The organism is Mycobacterium sp. IEC1808 (assembly GCF_002101935.1).
Classification (GTDB): domain Bacteria; phylum Actinomycetota; class Actinomycetes; order Mycobacteriales; family Mycobacteriaceae; genus Mycobacterium.
In genome coordinates, this window is sequence record NZ_LQPV01000022.1 from 106,659 (window position 1) to 123,261 (window position 16,603).

The 16,603-nt window shown below is 67.9% G+C and carries 17 protein-coding genes and 1 pseudogene; 6 read left to right on the forward strand and 12 right to left on the reverse strand.

What is annotated here, in order from left to right:
* Positions 1 to 6: 6 nt before the first annotated feature.
* The gene (locus AWB92_RS14420) at positions 7 to 816 is read right to left on the reverse strand and encodes an enoyl-CoA hydratase (protein WP_085186515.1); all 810 of its coding nucleotides are present in this window, start codon (positions 814 to 816) and stop codon (positions 7 to 9) included.
* Positions 817 to 840: 24 nt separating this feature from the next.
* The gene (locus tag AWB92_RS14425) at positions 841 to 1,554 is read right to left on the reverse strand and encodes a GAP family protein (protein ID WP_085186513.1); all 714 of its coding nucleotides are present in this window, start codon (positions 1,552 to 1,554) and stop codon (positions 841 to 843) included.
* 340 nt (positions 1,555 to 1,894) lie between these two features.
* Between AWB92_RS14425 and AWB92_RS14430 the strand changes: the two genes are divergently transcribed.
* Entirely contained in the window at positions 1,895 to 3,337 is a 1,443-nt protein-coding gene (locus tag AWB92_RS14430; RefSeq protein WP_085186511.1) for a condensation domain-containing protein, read from the forward strand.
* Here AWB92_RS14430 and trxA read toward each other — a convergent pair.
* A complete protein-coding gene (gene trxA, locus AWB92_RS14435; protein WP_346962953.1) occupies positions 3,334 to 3,723 on the reverse strand; it encodes a thioredoxin in 390 nt (129 codons plus the stop codon). The two genes, AWB92_RS14430 and trxA, sit on opposite strands and share 4 nt — an antisense overlap.
* Before the next feature lie 176 nt (positions 3,724 to 3,899).
* Between trxA and AWB92_RS31065 the strand changes: the two genes are divergently transcribed.
* Positions 3,900 to 4,979, forward strand: a complete 1,080-nt coding sequence (locus AWB92_RS31065; RefSeq protein ID WP_085186507.1) for a PE family protein — start codon at positions 3,900 to 3,902, stop codon at positions 4,977 to 4,979.
* 77 nt (positions 4,980 to 5,056) lie between these two features.
* Positions 5,057 to 6,886: an acyl-CoA dehydrogenase gene (locus AWB92_RS14445; RefSeq protein WP_085186505.1), complete on the forward strand. Its 1,830-nt coding sequence runs from the start codon at positions 5,057 to 5,059 to the stop codon at positions 6,884 to 6,886.
* A 52-nt stretch (positions 6,887 to 6,938) separates the two neighbouring features.
* On the opposite strand, the gene AWB92_RS30545 is transcribed toward AWB92_RS14445, so the two are convergent.
* Complete coding sequence (locus AWB92_RS30545) at positions 6,939 to 7,115, reverse strand: hypothetical protein (RefSeq protein WP_241523455.1); 177 nt, start codon at positions 7,113 to 7,115, stop codon at positions 6,939 to 6,941.
* Here AWB92_RS30545 and AWB92_RS14450 point away from each other — a divergent pair.
* Together AWB92_RS14450 and AWB92_RS14455 are read left to right on the forward strand one after the other, a co-directional pair.
* Positions 7,099 to 7,731, forward strand: a complete 633-nt coding sequence (locus tag AWB92_RS14450; RefSeq protein WP_241523454.1) for a DUF5666 domain-containing protein — start codon at positions 7,099 to 7,101, stop codon at positions 7,729 to 7,731. The two genes, AWB92_RS30545 and AWB92_RS14450, sit on opposite strands and share 17 nt — an antisense overlap.
* A gap of 78 nt (positions 7,732 to 7,809) precedes the next feature.
* Positions 7,810 to 8,556, forward strand: coding sequence for a DUF5666 domain-containing protein (locus tag AWB92_RS14455; RefSeq protein WP_085186503.1), 747 nt, complete (start codon positions 7,810 to 7,812; stop codon positions 8,554 to 8,556).
* On the opposite strand, the gene AWB92_RS14460 is transcribed toward AWB92_RS14455, so the two are convergent.
* Positions 8,553 to 9,707: an alpha/beta fold hydrolase gene (locus AWB92_RS14460; protein WP_085186501.1), complete on the reverse strand. Its 1,155-nt coding sequence runs from the start codon at positions 9,705 to 9,707 to the stop codon at positions 8,553 to 8,555. The genes AWB92_RS14455 and AWB92_RS14460 overlap by 4 nt on opposite strands.
* A gap of 87 nt (positions 9,708 to 9,794) precedes the next feature.
* On the opposite strand from AWB92_RS14460, the gene AWB92_RS14465 reads away from it, so the two are divergent.
* Positions 9,795 to 10,370, forward strand: coding sequence for a TetR/AcrR family transcriptional regulator (locus AWB92_RS14465; protein WP_085186499.1), 576 nt, complete (start codon positions 9,795 to 9,797; stop codon positions 10,368 to 10,370).
* On the opposite strand, the gene AWB92_RS14470 is transcribed toward AWB92_RS14465, so the two are convergent.
* From AWB92_RS14470 to AWB92_RS14500, 7 genes and pseudogenes are all read right to left on the reverse strand, one after another.
* Positions 10,360 to 10,707, reverse strand: coding sequence for a metal-sulfur cluster assembly factor (locus AWB92_RS14470; protein ID WP_066929521.1), 348 nt, complete (start codon positions 10,705 to 10,707; stop codon positions 10,360 to 10,362). The genes AWB92_RS14465 and AWB92_RS14470 overlap by 11 nt on opposite strands.
* A pseudogene (gene sufU, locus AWB92_RS14475) lies at positions 10,688 to 11,171 on the reverse strand (Fe-S cluster assembly sulfur transfer protein SufU); the annotation flags it as partial. The pseudogene sufU and the gene AWB92_RS14470, both read right to left, overlap by 20 nt.
* A complete protein-coding gene (locus tag AWB92_RS14480; RefSeq protein WP_085186495.1) occupies positions 11,168 to 12,403 on the reverse strand; it encodes a cysteine desulfurase in 1,236 nt (411 codons plus the stop codon). The gene AWB92_RS14480 and the pseudogene sufU, both read right to left, overlap by 4 nt.
* Position 12,404: 1 nt before the next feature.
* A complete protein-coding gene (sufC, locus tag AWB92_RS14485) occupies positions 12,405 to 13,187 on the reverse strand; it encodes a Fe-S cluster assembly ATPase SufC (protein ID WP_085186493.1) in 783 nt (260 codons plus the stop codon).
* A complete protein-coding gene (sufD, locus tag AWB92_RS14490) occupies positions 13,184 to 14,341 on the reverse strand; it encodes a Fe-S cluster assembly protein SufD (RefSeq protein ID WP_085186482.1) in 1,158 nt (385 codons plus the stop codon). The genes sufC and sufD overlap by 4 nt, the downstream gene beginning before the upstream one ends.
* Positions 14,338 to 15,786, reverse strand: coding sequence for a Fe-S cluster assembly protein SufB (gene sufB, locus AWB92_RS14495; RefSeq protein ID WP_085186479.1), 1,449 nt, complete (start codon positions 15,784 to 15,786; stop codon positions 14,338 to 14,340). The genes sufD and sufB overlap by 4 nt, the downstream gene beginning before the upstream one ends.
* Positions 15,783 to 16,574: a metalloregulator ArsR/SmtB family transcription factor gene (locus AWB92_RS14500; RefSeq protein WP_085186477.1), complete on the reverse strand. Its 792-nt coding sequence runs from the start codon at positions 16,572 to 16,574 to the stop codon at positions 15,783 to 15,785. The genes sufB and AWB92_RS14500 overlap by 4 nt, the downstream gene beginning before the upstream one ends.
* Between the last annotated feature and the right edge of the window lie 29 nt (positions 16,575 to 16,603).

Sequence of the window (16,603 nt, forward strand, 5' to 3'; positions counted from 1 at the left end):
TGCTGGCTATTTGTCGTCGGTGAAAACCGGCGGCCGCTTCTCCGCGCGCGCGGCAACCGCTTCCTCGAAGTTGGCGGTGAGCAGGCGGACGAAGAGCTGTCCTAGGCCTTCGGCTTGCATGTGCCCCTCCAGGCTACCGGCGTCGAGTCCACTCCACAGCGTGCGCTTGGTCAACTCGATTCCCGGGCGCGAGAACGCTGCGATCCGCGCGGCGATCGCGTAGCAGGTGTCCAGCAGCTGGGCGTCGGGCACCTGGCAGGACACCAGCCCGATGCGCTCGGCCTCCTCGGCGCTGATGTCGCGGCCGGTCAGCATGATCTCGAACGCGCGCGACGACCCGATGGCCCTGGGCAGCAGGTAGGACAGCCCCAGTTCGCTGGCGGTCAGGCCGTTGTTGATGCCCGCAGCCCGGAAGTAGGCGCTGGTCGAGGCGACCCGGATGTCGGCGGCCAGGGCCAGGCACAGGCCGCCGCCGATGGCGGGGCCGTTGACCGCGGCGATCACCGGTTGGTGCAACCGCCGCAGCCCCAGGATCACGTCGTCGAGCAGCTCCATCGACCGCAGCGCGTACGTCGGGCGGGTCAGCCCGGCGACGTGCGGCACGGTGCCCGCGGACTTGTGATCGGCGCCCGCGGAGAACCCTCGGCCCGCTCCGGTCAGCACCACGACGCGCACGGAATTGTCGTAGGTGACCTTCTCGAGGGCCTCTTTCAGCGGCACCATGACGTCGAAGGCCATGGAGTTCATCCGTTCGGGCCGATTGAGGGTTATCAGCGCGACTCCGGGCCGCGGTTGCTCTACCAGTACCAGGCTCACCCGTGAAAGGTAACGCGTGCTGGGTCAGACGTGGCCCAGGCCGGTCGTCATCAGGAAAACGCCCAGGACCGCCACCACGATCCCGAGGACCGCCCGCCTACGGGCCTGCACCCAGTCGTGCACGCGCGACATCGTCGCACCGGTCCGGGCCGGCGCCGCCAAATGGCAGACCAGCGGGATTTCAGCAAACGCCAGGCCCACCAGCGTGTACGCCGCGGCGGCGCTAATTTGGGTGCCCAGGGCGGCCCCGGAGGCCAGGATGACGGTGAGCGCGGCCAGGTAGCGGAAGTCGGTCGTCAACCCCACCCCGACGAGGAAGGTGATCCAGGGCGGGCCGGCCTGCAGCGCCTGCAGGGCGCGCGCCGAGATCCGCGAGAACGCCGTGGGTTCGGCCTGGTGAAGCGGGGCGCCGGCGGGCACCGCCACCGGGCGGCGCACCGAACCACCGATCGCGATCGACGCGGCGATCACCAGCGCGAGCACGCCCATCGCGACCTGAATCCGCCCCGCTGTGGAACTCGACGTGGCGACCTCCACCCGATCCATCACCCCGAGCACGACGTCGTGCAACCCGACGAGCGCGCCCAGGGCCAGGGCCACGCCGACCGCCAGCCCGCCCAGCCAGAGTGCAACAAGATGGAGCACGGGCCGTCGCCGCGAACATAGCAAGAGGGCGACGCCGAGTCGTCCCGGGTCTACCCCCGCGACCAGTGCCAATGCCAGCACCGTGCCCCACATGGGCGCGACTCTACCGGGAACGGGCAGGGTCGCGTTCGTACTTCGGCGCGATTGCGCCGCGGGCCCGCGGGTCGGGTTTCGGTACGCGACCGTACGTTAAATGTCGTCGAAACGCCCCACGGCGCTTGGTTTGGTCTGCTATCTTTAGCCACCATTGGGCGCGTGTCAGCTACGGCCCGTTGAGATGTCTTGCGCGGGCGACAAAAGCGGGGCACTGGCGCTCAAATGTGCTGTCCCGCAACCGGATCCGGCCAGTGGAGGTAGGAACGCCGTTCGGCAAAGCAATGGTAGAGCTATGAATCCGCTGTGTCCAGGCGATGAAGCAGACTAGGGAGGGAATGTGTTCATCCCAGGCGAAGAGGCGTTCGGGGCAATCCATGACTGGTTGCCAGACCCGGGGGCGGTCGTGTGCTGGCATCCTTCGCCGGCCTCGCTCAACAAGGTCCGGCAAGCCCCGATCAGCGCCGTCCCGGCCAGCCACCAACAAGCCCGCCACCTGCGCAATTTCGTTGACCATGCCGCCCGCGGGGTCGACATGTCGAGGCTGTGCATCGGCAGCTGGGACATGGCCGGCCGCTGCGACATCCGGGTCCTGACCTACGTCATCAACACGCATCTTCGCCGGCATGACACGTATCACAGCTGGTTCGAGTTTGCCGACGGTGACCGGATTTTGCGCCACACGGTTCGCAATCCGGCCGATATCCAATGCGTTCCGGTCAAGCACGACGACATGACGCCGGAGGAATTTCGCGAGCACATCGTGGCCACCCCGAGCCCGCTGGAATGGGATTGCTTCCGCTTTGCGGTAATCCAGCGCGCGGATCACTTCACTTTCTGCTTCAGCATCGACCATCTCTACATCGACGCGCAGTTTCTCGGCGCGATCCGCATGGAGCTGTATCTGATGTATACCTCGCTGCTGGCCGGCGGCGCGCCGCCGGCGCTTCCGGCCGCGGGCAGCTACGAGAAATACTGTGTCCAGCAACACGAATACACCTCGGCCCTGACGCTGGATTCCCCGCAGGTGCAGGCCTGGGTGGACTTCTTCGAACAGAATGACGGCACCCTGCCGGAATGCCCGGTGTCGCTGGGTGACGGGTCGGGGGCCTGCGACCTGATGTTCGTCCGGCTGATGGACGAACAGCAGACGGCCGATTTCGAAGACGCGTGCATAGCAGCGGGCGGCCGTTTCAGCGGCGGCGTGTTCGCCTCCGCGGCCCTCGCGCAATACGAATTGACCGGCGCTGAAACGTATTACGGTCTTGTCGCGTGCGATACCCGGAGCTCTCGGGACGAGTTCCTGACGATCGGTTGGTTCACCGGCTTCGTCCCGATCACCATCCCCGTCGGCTCGTCATCGTTCGGTGCCGCCGTGCGCGCCGCGCAGCAGTCGTTCGATTCGGGCAAGGCCCTGGCGAACGTGCCGTTCTCTCGCGTGCTGGAACTTGCGCCGTGGCTGCGGATGCCGCAGGGGCGCGTTCCGTTGCTGTTCCACCTCGATGCCAGCAGCCCTCCCCTGTCCACCATCGTGAAGTCGGAATGGGGCGGTTCGAACATCAAGATCCATCACGACGGCGGGGTCCCGGCTCGATTCGACTTGCGCGTCAATCGGTATGAAAAGGAAACGCATGCCATGGTGTTTTTCCCCGACAACCCGGTCGCCCGCGAGTCGGTTACGCGTTACCTCGAGACGCTGAAGTCGATTTACCTCCGCGTCGCCGAAGGCCGCGGCGGGGCGCCGCTGTGGGACGTCGCCGCGCTGCAGCGGCAACTGGTTTAGGCCTGCTCGGACTGGGCGGCCTCGGCCGCCTCGATGTCGAAGGCCTTGATTTGCTGGACCAGGTCCTCGAGGGCCGATGCCGGTAGTGCGCCGGCCTGGTTGAACAGCAGCTTGCCCTTCTTGAAGGCCATCAGCGTCGGGATGGACCGGATCTGGGCGGCCGCCGCGAGCTGTTGCTCGGCCTCGGTGTCCACCTTGGCGTAGACGATGTCGGGATGCTTCTCCGAGGACGCCTGGAACGTCGGGGCGAACTGGCGGCATGGGCCGCACCAGGAGGCCCAGAAGTCGACCAGCACGATGTCGTTGCCCTCGATGGTCTCGTTGAACTGCTCAGCAGTGAGATCGCGTGTAGTCACAGTGCGCTTAACGTTGGTAACTGACGTGATGTTCCCGCGTTTGCTCTCACCTGGGCAGCAATCCAAGCCGCGGGCCCGAAATGCGACGCGAGTCGTCTGCCTGAGCCATCAAATCCACCCGACGACAGCAAATAACTTCGTACTCCACAGCTGCTGAATACGCGATAGGATTCTGCAGTCGCTGACGCATCACCGGGAGGTGCGGGATGTCATTTCTGGTCGCGGATACGGAGTTGGTGTCAGGGGCAGCCGGGAATCTCGCCCGGATTGGTTCGGCAATTAACGAGGTCAATTCCGCAGTGGCGGCCCAGACGACCTCGGTGCCCGCCGCCGCGGCCGATGAGGTGTCCGCCGCGATCGCCGCGGTGTTCGACGCGCACGGCCAGAGCTATCAGGCGCTCAGCGCCGAGATCGCGGCGTTTCACGACCAATTCGTGCAAAACCTGCTCGGCGGCGCGGCAGCGTACGCCGCCACCGAAGCCGCCGGCACCAACCCCCTCAAGCCGCTGTTCGACCTCATCAACGAGCCGACCCGGCTGCTACTCGGCCGCCCCCTGATCGGCAACGGGAACAACGGCGCGACGCCCGGCGCGAACGGCGAGGCCGGCGGAATCCTGTTCGGCAACGGCGGGCGTGGCGCGGATGGCAACGTCGGCCAGGGCGGTGGCCGGGGTGGAGATGCGGGCCTGTTCGGTTTCGGCGGAGCCGGCGGTGTGGGCGGGCTGGGAGCGAACGGCGGCGCCGGCGGCACCGGCGGGCTGTTTTTCGGCGGCGGTGGCGCCGGGGGCAACAGCGGGGGCGGCGGTGGCTCAGGCGGCCTCGGAGGTTCCGCTTTGTTATTCGGAGCAGGCGGCACAGGCGGCACCAGCCCCAACGGCATGGGGGCCGGCGGGGCTGGCGGCAACGGCGGACTTCTGTACGGAAACGGCGGCGATGGGGGCGGCAGCTCCCTCGGCGGCGCCGGCAACGGCGGCAGGGCCTTCCTATTCGGGAACGGCGGCACCGGAGGGGTCGAATTCAATGCCGGCCAGGCGGGTGCCGGCGGCCCTGGTGGGGTTTTCGTCGGCAACGGCGGTGCAGGCGGAGCCGCCCCGATGGGCGGCATCGGCGGACCCGGTGGCCAGGCCGGGCTGATCGGCAACGGCGGGGCCGGCGGCAATGCCATTCTCAATGGCGGCAACGGCGGCAACGCCATTTTGATCGGCAACGGTGGCAACGGCGGCACTCCGAATGGCACCGGCGGCCAGCGCGGGCTCCTGTTCGGCATGAACGGCGCGCCCGGTTAGCGGCCTACTTACGGTTGCGTACGTTTTCCCGCGTCCGACAGACTTGGCGCTGACCTATCGGGCGGGAGGGAATCGCGTTGGGACACTACATCGCTAACGTCCGCGATCTCGAGTTCAACTTATTCGAGGTTCTCGAACTGGGCACTGTGCTCGGCACCGGGAGCTACAGCGACCTCGACGAAGACACCGTCCGAACGATCCTGGCCGAGGCCGCTCGCCTGGCGGAGGGTCCGGTTGCGGAGTCGTTCGCGGCCGCCGACCGCAACCCGCCGGTGTTCGACCCGGCCACACACTCGATCAGCGTGCCGGACGAGCTGGCCAAGACGGTCCAGGCGATCAAGGACGCCGAATGGTGGCGGCTGAACCTGGACGAGGAGATCGGCGGCATGTCGGCGCCGGCGCCGCTGGTGTGGGCGGTCAACGAGATGATTATCTGCGCTAACCCCTCGGCGAACTTCTTCTGCCTGGGCTACTTCATGGCCCAGGCGCTTTTCGTCGAGGGCAACGAAGAGCAAAAGCGTTGGGCGGCAATGGGTGTGGAGCGCGGTTGGCAGGCCACCATGGTGCTCACCGAGCCCGACGCCGGATCCGACGTCGGGGCGGGCCGCGCCAAGGCCATCCAACAACCCGACGGCACCTGGCACATCGAGGGCGTCAAGCGGTTCATTTCCGGCGGCGACGTGGGCGAGACGGCCGAGAACATCTTCCACCTCGTGCTGGCCCGGCCGGAGGGCGCCGGCCCGGGCACCAAGGGATTGAGCCTGTTCTATGTGCCGAAGTATCTGTTCGACCCCGAAACGTTCGAACTCGGTTCCCGCAACGGCGTTTTCGTCACCGGGCTGGAACACAAGATGGGCATCAAGTCCTCGCCGACGTGCGAGTTGACCTTCGGCGACGGCGACGTGCCCGCCGTCGGCTACCTGGTCGGCGACGTGCACAATGGGATCGCACAGATGTTCACCGTGATCGAGCAGGCCCGCATGACGATCGGGGTGAAGGCCGCGGGCACCCTGTCCACGGGCTACCTGAACGCGCTGGCGTTTGCCAAGGAGCGCGTGCAAGGAGCCGACCTCACCCAGATGACCGACAAGACCGCGCCGCGTGTCACGATCATCCACCACCCCGACGTGCGTCGCAGCCTGATGACCCAGAAGGCGTACGCCGAGGGGCTGCGGGCGCTTTACCTGTATGCCGCCGCGCATCAGGATCCCGATGTGGCGCAACGGGTTTCGGGTGCCGACGCCGACATGGCGCACCGCATCGACGACCTGCTGCTGCCGATCGTCAAGGGGGTGAGCTCGGAGCGGGCCTATGAGGTTCTGACCGAATCACTGCAGACGCTGGGGGGCTCGGGCTTCCTGGTCGACTACCCGCTCGAGCAGTACATCCGCGACTCCAAGATCGATTCGCTCTACGAGGGCACCACCGCGATCCAGGCGCTCGACTTCTTCTTCCGCAAGATCGTTCGCGACCACGGCGCGGCCTTGCAGTTCGTGGTGGCGCAGATCAGCAACACCATCGACGTCTGCGACGGCGACCTGAAACCGATGGCCGAGTTGCTGCAGACCGCGCTGGACGAGGTCACCGCGATGACGGGCGCGCTGACCGGCTACCTGATGTCGGCCACGCAGCACCCGACCGAGATTTACAAGGTGGGGCTGGGATCGGTGCGTTACCTGCTCGCGGTCGGCGACCTGCTCATCGGCTGGCGGTTGCTGGTGCAGGCCGGCATCGCTCACGCCGCGCTGGCCGACGCGCCCTCCGCGAGCGACAAGAGCTTCTATCAGGGCAAGATCGCGACGGCGAAGTTCTTCGCCAAGAACATGCTGCCCAGGCTGACCGCGCAGCGCAGGGTCCTCGAATCGATCGACGACGACATCATGCGGGTCTCCGAAGACGCGTTCTGACGCTTCACAGTTCCGGCACAGCTCGAGCGGGTACACCTTTTCGTGGTCCAACTCACGAATGGGGGAAAACGTTGATATCAGCAAGCTGTCCCGCTCCTCGACTCACCCGCTTCGCCATCCTCGCCGTCACGGGGGCCGCCGCGCTGTCCGTCGCCGCCTGCGGTTCGTCGAACCAATCGGCTCCGACGTCGACATCCACCTCCACGTCGACGGTGACCTCGACCGCCACCTCGCAGGCACCGCCCCAGGGCGAGGCCAAGGTGAGCGGGCTGATCGCGTCGGTCGCGGGCAACTCGATCCAGGTCACGAAAGAAGACAACAGCAACGCCGCCATCAACTTCACGTCCACGACCAAGATCACCGAGGTCGCTCCGGCCACGCTGAGCGACGTCACCCAGGGCAGCTGCGTCACTGTGCGGCCCACCAAGGAGATCCAGAGCGGGCAGCCGGCCACCGCGGCGTCGGTCCGCGTCAGCCCCTCCGTCAACGGCACCTGCCCGCCGGCCAAAGGGTCCGGTCAGGGTTCGACCACCACGCCGCCCTCCGGCTCACCGTCGCCGGCGCCCGCCAAGCCAAAGCCGTTGCTGGGCTCGGTCGCGTCGGTGACCGGTAACACCATCACCGTCGCGGGCACCGACGCCAGCGGTAACAGCACGCAGACGCCCGTGACCGTCGACGATCAGACCAAGTACTCCAAGCTGGCGACCGCCACACCCGACGCGATCGCGCAGGGCAAGTGCATCAACGCGCGCGGCAGCCTGGACAACGGCGGCACGCTCCAGGCGACCAGCATCAACGTGCGGGCGGCCGTTGACGGGAAGTGCCCGGGCAAGCCGCGCGGGTGATCCCGGTTACGGGAGAGTGAATATTCGGGTGCGAGCGGGTACCCCGCTCCCACCCGCCTCACGATCGGAGCCGCGTCGATGTCTGCCAGCACGGTTAAGCCTCGGCTGGCCCAGATCGCGCTCGTCGCGGTCGTGGCTTTCATCGCGTTGAGTGTCGCCATGTGCCACTCGGGTGGCACTGCAAGCAACACCGGCACCACCGGGAAACCGACCGTGACGGCGACCCCGCGCAGCCCGGCCGCCGCCCCGGTGCCGCCGCCGGCCCCCGCTCCGCCGCCTCCCGCCAAGGACTACGTCGAGGGCCTAGTCCAGTCGGTGTCCGGCGGCACGATCCAGCTCAGGACGCGGACCGGGTCTGCCACCGTGGACTTCACGCCGCAGACCCGGGTCGTCGAGACCTCGCCGGCCCAGCTCGCCGACGTCACCCCCGGCAGCTGCGTCAACGTGCGCGCCACCCCGCAGAGCGCGCCCACCCCCGGCGCGGTCACCGCCCAATCGGTGACGGTCACCCCGGCCGTCGACGGCAAGTGCCCGCCGCCCGCCGGGTTTTATGGCACGGTCAGCTCGGTTTCCGGCAACACGATCGCGGTCAGCGGTATCGGCCCCCAACCGACGCCCACGAACGTGACCGTCGCGGACACGACGTCCTATCAGAAGCAGACGGCTTCGGACGCCCAGGCGATCACGAACGGAAAGTGCATGGGGGCGCAGGGAACTCAGGACGCCGGCGTACTGCACGCGATGACCATCAGCCTCGAGACATGCCCGCCGATGGGGCATCCGCACCACCACCTGCACCTGCCCCACCTCCCCTTCCACCTTTAGCCGACGAGCGTCTCGTCGAGCCAGTCGAACAACCGCTGATGGAACAGGGTCATCGCGCCCTCGTGGCAGTGTTCTTCGGCGCCCTCGGCGGCGGTGAACTTCAGCAGCGTCTTCGGGCAGCGCAGCGCGTCGTAGAGCTTCTGCGGCTGCCCCTGGAAGAACTGGTCTTGCTCGGCCTCGCAGACCAGAGTGGGGCAGGTGATCTGGTCAACGACCGTCGTGAGGTCGTACTTGGCAAACGCGTCGGCCAACTCCCGGATGTCCGCCACGCCGAGCGTCCACAGGCCGTTGAGCAGCGCCCAGCGTAGGGACGTCGGCACCTGGTCGGGGTGGGCGATCGCCGCGTCGATCACCGCGGCGGGCGGCAGCGCCGAGGCGAAGTCGAAGACCCCGTCGTAGGCGACGCACGCGGCGATCCTCTTGTCGAACGCCGCCGCCCGCGGGGCGAGGTAGCCGCCCATGCTCATCCCAAGCAGCGCGATCCGGTCGACGTCGACCCCGGGCAGCGTGACGGCGAAGTCGAGCGCCGGGGTGACCACGGCCTCCCAGTCGTGCCGGAACGGCAATTGGTGGACCCGCAGCGCCGCCCCCTGGCCGGGGCCCTCGAAGATCAGGCAGTTCCAGCCGTGCCTGCGGGCCGCCTCCCCCGCGGCGAAGAACATCTCTTCGACCGTCGAGTCGAAGCCGCCGTGCGCGACCAGCGTCGGCCCGGGCTCGTCGCCGCTGACATTGAGGTAGTAGCCGCTCAGCTCGATGCCCTCGTAGGGGATGCCGACGCGCCGCCAATGCTCGCGGACCTCGGGTGCGGCCCGGAACGCCTCGATCGCGCGCGCCGAGGTGTCCGCCACCCGCGGGTCGTTGACCGGGTCGTCGCGCAGGTAGAACTCAGCAGTCCGGTAGTAGTTCGCGGCCCGCAGGTAGGCGCTGCCGGCGCTGGCGGAGTGACCCTTGGCGGCACAATCGTCGGCGATGCCGGCGATCCGGTCCGCCAGCGCCCTCCATTCCCGGTGCCAGGACTCCCGGTCGCCGGGCGTGATCCGCGCCGCGGTGGCCATCACCTCACCGATGTCCGCCCCGCCGTAGACGGTGTATCCGACGGCCCGCAACGTCTCGAACGAGAACGACTCGTCGGTGTCGAACATGAATCGCATGGCCAATCCCCTTATCGCAAGTTGACTTGCAATAGCTTCGCACCGCCGGGCGCATAACGCAAGAGAAGTTGCGATAGACTCGCGGGCATGGCATCGGCTGTGTCGCACCGGCGCGGGGAACACGTGCGGCAACTCGTGCTGGACGCCGCGTTCGACGAACTCGTCGAGAACGGCGTCGAGGCCGCGACGGTGGCGGGCGTGGCGCGCCGCTGCGGCGTCCACGAGACCACGATCTACCGCCGCTGGACCACCCGGGAAAACCTCTTGGTCGACGCCATGCTGAGGCGCGGCGCCCATTCGATCCCCGACCCCGACACCGGATCCACCCGCGACGATCTGCTGGCCGTCGCCCGCTCCCTCGCGGCGTACCTCAACTCCGCGGCCGGGAAGGCGGCGCTCTACGCGGGAACCCTGCGCGCCGATGCCGAATACGACAGGGCGCGCCTCGCCTTCTGGGAGGGCCGTATCGAGGCGCTCACGCCCGTCGTGCGGCGCGGCGTCGCGCGCGGGGATCTGCGTGCCGAAGCCGACCCGCGGCTAGTGCTGGGGATGTTGCTGACGCCGCTGCAGGGCCGGGTCCTCTTCTCCGACGAGCCGATCCCCGACGACATGCCCGAATGCCTCGTCGACATCTTGCTCGGCGGGGCGGCGACTAGACGGTGAAGCCGAGGGCGCGCAGCTGCTCGCGACCGTCCTCGGTGATCTTGTCGGGTCCCCACGGCGGGTTCCACACCCAGTTGATCCGCAGGTCGTCGACCAGACCGCTGCCGACCAGCGCGCTGCGCGACTGGTCCTCGATGACGTCGGTCAGCGGACAGGCCGCCGACGTCAACGTCATGTCGATCAGGGCGACGGTTCCCTCGTCGCCCTCTTCCACGTTGAGGCCGTAAACCAGGCCGAGATCGACGACGTTGATGCCCAATTCGGGATCGACGACGTCGCGCATCGCCTCCTCGACGTCGGCGAGGAACTCGTCGTTCGGTGCGGTGGTTTCGCTCATTTTTGGTCCTCCTCGAAGCCTGCGCTGGCCTGAGCCAGGGCGTCCTTGAAAGCCATCCAGCCGAGCAGCGCGCACTTCACCCGCGCCGGGTATTTGGCGACGCCGGCGAACGCGACCCCGTCGCCCAACACGTCCTCGTCACCGTCGATCGTGCCTCGCGAGGACACCATCTCGCTGAACGCGGTGGTGGTCTTGAGCGCCTCCCCGACGCTGCGGCCGATCACCTGCTGTGTCAACACCGACGTCGACGCCTGGCTGATCGAACAGCCCTGCCCGTCGTACGAGACGTCGGTGATGGTTTCGCCGTCGTCGGACAGCGCGACCCGCAGGGTGACCTCGTCACCGCAGACCGGGTTGACGTGGTACACCTGCGCGCCGAACGGCTCCCGCAGCCCCCGGTGCTGCGGGTGCTTGTAGTGATCGAGGATCACGTCCTGATAGATCTGTTCGAGGCGCAACGTCAGTCTCTCCCAAAGAAATCCAGCGCGCGTCGCACGCCGGCCACCAGGCGATCCACCTCGTCGCGGGTGTTGTAGACCGCGAACGACGCCCGCGCGGTGGCCGCCACGCCGAACCGGCGGTGCAGCGGCAACGCGCAGTGGTGGCCCACCCGCACCGCGACGCCGTCGTCGTCGAGCACCTGGCCGACGTCGTGGGCGTGCACGCCGTCGACGACGAACGCCACCGGCGAGCCCCGGTTCTCCGCCGACGTCGGTCCGACGATGCGCAGGCCGTCGATGCCGGACAGGCCCTCGAGGGCCGCGGCCACCAGCTCGCGTTCGTGGGCTTCCACGGCGTCCATGCCGATGTCGCCGAGATAGCGTGCGGCGGCGGCCAATCCGACCACCTGAGAGGTCATCGGGGTGCCGGCCTCGAAGCGCTGCGGCGGCGCCGCGTAGGTGCTGGCCGCCATGGCGACCGTCTCGATCATCGACCCGCCGGTGAGGAACGGCGGCGCGGCCGCCAACAACTCGCCGCGCCCGTACAGCACCCCGATCCCGGTGGGGCCCAACATCTTGTGGCCGGAGAAACCCGCGAAGTCGACGTCGAGCGCATGAAAATCGACCGGCCGGTGCGGCACCGACTGGCAGGCGTCCAGCACGGTCAGCGCGCCCACGGCCTTGGCGCGGCCGACCAGCTCGCCCACCGGCGCCAGCGCGCCGGTGACGTTGGAATGGTGGCTGAACGCAACGACTTTGACTCGCTCGTCGAGTCGCAGCGAGTCGAGATCGATGCGCCCGTCATCCGTGACGCCGTACCAGCGCAACGTCGCCCCGGTGCGCCGGGCCAGCTCCTGCCACGGGACCAGGTTGGCGTGGTGCTCGAGCTCGGTGGTGACGATGACGTCCCCGGGCCCGACGGCACGCTCGAAACGGTTGTCCCCCAGCACGTATGACACCAGGTTGAGCGCCTCGGTCGCGTTCTTGGTGAACACCAGCTCGTCGGCGTCGGCGCCCACGAAGGCCGCGATGTCGGACCGCCCCTGCTCGTAGGCGTCCGTGGCCTCCTCCATCAGCTGGTGCGCCCCGCGATGCACCGCGCCATTGGAGGTCAGCAGAAATTCCCGCTCGGCGTCGAGCACCTGCAGCGGACGCTGCGAGGTCGCGCCGGAATCCAAGTACGCCAACTGGTTTCCCCCGCGCATGATGCGCTTGAGGATCGGGAAGTCGGCACGGATGGCCGTGACGTCCAACATCTCAGGCCCCGGCGGCCGCCGCTTGGGAGAAGCGCACATACCCGTTCTGCTCGAGCTCGTCGGCCAGCTCCGGACCGCCGGACTCGGCGATGCGGCCGCCCACGAACACGTGCACGTACTCCGGGTGGATGTAGCGCAGGATGCGGGTGTAGTGCGTGATCAACAGGATTCCGCCGTGCTCGGTTTCGGCGTAGCGGTTCACGCCGTCGCTGACCACCCGCAGCGCGTCGACGTCCAGCCCCGAGTCGGTTTCATCGAGGATCGCGATCTTGGGCTTGAGCAGCTCCAGCTGCAGGATCTCGTGGCGCTTCTTCTCGCCGCCGGAGAAACCTTCGTTGACGCTGCGCTCGGCGAAGACCGGGTCGATCTCGAGGGACGTCATCGCCCCCTTGACCTCTTTGACCCAGTGGCGCAGCTTCGGGGCCTCGCCGCGGATGGCCGTCGCGGCCGAGCGCAGGAAGTTCGACACCGACACGCCGGGCACCTCGACGGGGTACTGCATCGCAAGGAATATCCCGGCACGCGCGCGCTCGTCGACGCTCATCGCCAGCACGTCCTCGCCGTCCAGCGTGATCGACCCGGAGGTGACGCGGTACTTGGGGTGACCGGCGATCGCGTAGGACAGCGTCGACTTACCGGACCCGTTGGGGCCCATCAGCGCATGCGTCTCACCGGATTTCACCGTCAGGTCCACGCCCTTGAGGATGGGGATCTCGCGCTCGCCCTCGGCGGCGTTGGGGTCATCGACGCTGACGTGCAGGTCTTTGATTTCCAGGGTCGTCATGATGTGGTTGTTTTCTCCGTAATGGCCAGTTCGTGTTCGATGGCTGCGGTCAGGCGTTCGCGTACCTCGGGCACCGCGATCTTCGAAATGATCTGCCCGAAGAACCCGCGGACCACCAGGCGGCGGGCCTGATCCTCCGGGATGCCGCGCGAACGCAGGTAGAACAGTTGCTCGTCGTCGAAACGCCCGGTGGCGCTGGCGTGTCCGGCGCCGGCGATCTCGCCGGTCTCGATTTCGAGATTGGGCACCGAGTCGGCGCGCGCGCCGTCGGTGAGCACCAGGTTGCGATTCACCTCGAAGGTGTCGGTGCCGGTGGCTTCGGCACGGATCAGCACGTCGCCCACCCAAACCGTGTGCGCGTCGGGCAGCGCGGAATCCGGATCCCCTTGCAGCGCACCCTTGTACAGCACATTCGACTTGCAGTCGGGCCGCGCGTGGTCCACCAGCAGCCGCGACTCGAGGTGCTGGCCGTCGTCGGCGAAGTACAGGCCCAGCAACTCAGCGTCCCCCCCGGGACCGGAAAACCGCACGTTGGCCGACATCCGCACCACCTCACCGCCCAGCGTGACGGTGACGTGCCGCAGCACCGAGTCCTTGCCCAGCCTGGCGTGATGCGCGCTCAGGTGCACCATGTCGTCGGCCCAGTCGGCGATCCACACGACCGTCAGCCGGGCGGCGTCGTCGACGACGAATTCGACGTTGTCGGCATAGGTTCCGCTGCCGCGCTGGTCGATGACGACCACCGCCTCGCCGAGCTCTTCCACGCGGATCTGCAGGTGCCCGTAGGCCACGGCGCCTTCACCGGGGCCGGTGACGGTGATGTTGATCGGCTCGGCGATCCTGGTGTCCCGGCCGACGGTGACGACGGTCGCGGAATTGAAGGACGAAAACGCTTGGGCGGCAACGCGATCGGCGGGGGCACCGCCCTGCCCGAGCCGCTCGTCGCCGCGGCGGACGATCTCGACCTGCACGCCGGGCCGCTGGTCGACGGCGACCTCGGCGCGGCCGGTGGCCTTTGCAGAACCGTCGTGCAGGCCGCGCAGCCGCCGCAGCGGGGTGAACCGCCAGAGCTCGTCGCGGCCGTGCGGAACCTCGAAGGCGTCAACGTCGAAGGACGCGAAAAGCTCGCCTTTATTCAGAGCAGTAGCGGTCATCCGACCGCGCCCTCCATCTGCAGCTCGATCAGGCGGTTGAGCTCCAGCGCGTACTCCATCGGCAGCTCTTTGGCGATCGGCTCCACGAAGCCGCGCACCACCATCGCCATCGCCTCGTCCTCGGTCAGCCCGCGGCTCATCAGGTAGAACAGCTGGTTTTCGCTGACCTTCGACACCGTGGCCTCGTGGCCCATGGTGACGTCGTCCTCGCGGATGTCGACATAGGGGTAGGTGTCGCTGCGACTGATCGTATCGACCAGCAGCGCATCGCATTTCACGCTCGAGCGCGATCCGTGCGCGCCCTTGTTCACCTGCACCAGGCCGCGGTAAGAGGTACGGCCGCCGCCACGGGCGACCGACTTGGACACGATGTTGCTCGAGGTGTTGGGCGCCAGGTGCAGCATCTTGGCGCCGGTGTCCTGGTGCTGGTCCTCGCCGGCGAACGCCACCGACAGCACCTCGCCTTTGGCGTGCTCGCCGGTCATCCAGACCGCCGGGTACTTCATCGTCACCTTGGAGCCGATGTTGCCGTCGACCCACTCCATGGTGGCGCCGGCCTCGGCGCGGGCTCGCTTGGTGACCAGGTTGTAGACGTTGCCCGACCAGTTCTGGATTGTCGTGTAACGGCAACGGCCACCGGGCTTTACGATGATCTCCACCACCGCGGAGTGCAGCGAATCCGACTTGTAGATCGGAGCGGTACAGCCCTCGATGTAGTGGACGTAGGCATTCTCGTCGACGATGATCAGTGTGCGTTCGAACTGGCCCATGTTCTCGGTGTTGATCCGGAAGTAGGCCTGCAGCGGGATGTCGACGTGCACGCCCGGCGGCACGTAGATGAACGAGCCCCCGCTCCACACCGCGGTGTTCAGCGCGGAGAACTTGTTGTCCCCCGCCGGGATCACCGTGCCGAAGTACTCCTTGAAGACCTCGGGATGCTCGCGCAGGCCCGTGTCGGTGTCGAGGAAGATAACCCCTTGCGCCTCAAGGTCTTCCCGAATCTGGTGGTACACCACCTCGGACTCATATTGGGCCGCGACGCCCGCCACCAGCCGCTGCTTCTCCGCCTCCGGGATGCCCAGCCGGTCATAGGTGTTGCGGATGTCCTCGGGGAGGTCATCCCAGGTTGCGGCCTGCTTCTCGGTAGAACGCACGAAGTACTTGATGTTGTCGAAGTCGATGCCCTCGAGGTTGGAGCCCCAGTTCGGCATGGGCTTGCGCTCGAAGATGCGCAGCGCCTTGAGCCGGGTCTGCAGCATCCACTCCGGCTCGTTCTTCTTCGCCGAGATGTCGCGCACCACCGCCTCGGACAGTCCGCGCTGCGCGCTGGCGCCCGCGACGTCGGAGTCCGCCCAGCCGTAGCCATACCGCCCCAGCGAGGCGATCGCCTCCTCCTGGGTCAGCGGCGCTACCGCTGTCTTGCTGGCCTCGGGCGTGAGGGTCATAAGGACGCTCCTTCGGTGTTCGTGGTGTCGCGACGTGGGCTGGCCGCCGGAACCGTGAGTGGTACATGGGTGGTGCAGGCGCAGTTTCCGTTGACGATGGTCGCCAACCGCTGCACGTGGGTTCCGAGCACCTCGGCCATGGCCTGCTGCTCGGCTTCACACAACTCGGGGAATTCCTCGGCGACGTGGGACACCGGGCAGTGGTGCTGGCAGATCTGCACACCGTGGATCGGCCCGCCCACCCGCGTCGTGGTCGCGACGTAACCGGCCTTGGTCAGCGCGCCGGCGACCCGCTCGGCCGCCGCCTCGACCTCGGCGTCGTCGCCGCTGTCGGCCGCCTCGACCCCGGCCAGGATCGCGTCGATGCGCCGCCGGGCGAAGGTGCGGACGGCGTCCTCGCCGCCGATCTCCCGCAACTGGCGCATGGCCGCCGCGGCCAGGTCGTCGTAGGCGTGGTCGAGCTTGGCCCGGCCGGCCCCGGTCAGGCGGAAGCGCTTGGCGGGGCGCCCGCGGCCCACCTGCTGCCACGGCTCGGCGGCCACCGACTCGGCGTCACCCGCCTCGATCAGCGCGTCGAGGTGACGACGCACGCCGGCGGGCGTCAGCCCGAGCCGATCCCCGATCTCGACGGCCGTGATCGATCCGGATTCCAGCAGCAGGCGCACGATGGCGCGGCGGGTGTGACCGTCCGGCACCGCGGCGCCGACAGGAGCCACGGGCGCCTTATCGAGGCTGGTTCGGATTTTCACAACACCAGTGTGACGCAATTCCGGGGATCGGTCCACCAAGGGTCCCCTGTCTGCGCGTTGCGCTGGTC

Bases quoted from the DNA above. Each gene is read 5' to 3' on its own strand.
- AWB92_RS14465 (WP_085186499.1), top strand. From the start codon at position 9,795: ATGGCATCGGCTGTGTCGCACCGGCGCGGGGAACACGTGCGGCAACTC.
- AWB92_RS14425 (WP_085186513.1), bottom strand. From the start codon at position 1,554: ATGTGGGGCACGGTGCTGGCATTGGCACTGGTCGCGGGGGTAGACCCG.
- AWB92_RS14460 (WP_085186501.1), bottom strand. From the start codon at position 9,707: ATGCGATTCATGTTCGACACCGACGAGTCGTTCTCGTTCGAGACGTTG.
- sufC (WP_085186493.1), bottom strand. From the start codon at position 13,187: ATGACGACCCTGGAAATCAAAGACCTGCACGTCAGCGTCGATGACCCC.
- AWB92_RS14455 (WP_085186503.1), top strand. From the start codon at position 7,810: ATGTCTGCCAGCACGGTTAAGCCTCGGCTGGCCCAGATCGCGCTCGTC.
- AWB92_RS31065 (WP_085186507.1), top strand. From the start codon at position 3,900: ATGTCATTTCTGGTCGCGGATACGGAGTTGGTGTCAGGGGCAGCCGGG.
- AWB92_RS14480 (WP_085186495.1), bottom strand. From the start codon at position 12,403: ATGTTGGACGTCACGGCCATCCGTGCCGACTTCCCGATCCTCAAGCGC.
- sufD (WP_085186482.1), bottom strand. From the start codon at position 14,341: ATGACCGCTACTGCTCTGAATAAAGGCGAGCTTTTCGCGTCCTTCGAC.
- sufB (WP_085186479.1), bottom strand. From the start codon at position 15,786: ATGACCCTCACGCCCGAGGCCAGCAAGACAGCGGTAGCGCCGCTGACC.
- AWB92_RS14470 (WP_066929521.1), bottom strand. From the start codon at position 10,707: ATGAGCGAAACCACCGCACCGAACGACGAGTTCCTCGCCGACGTCGAG.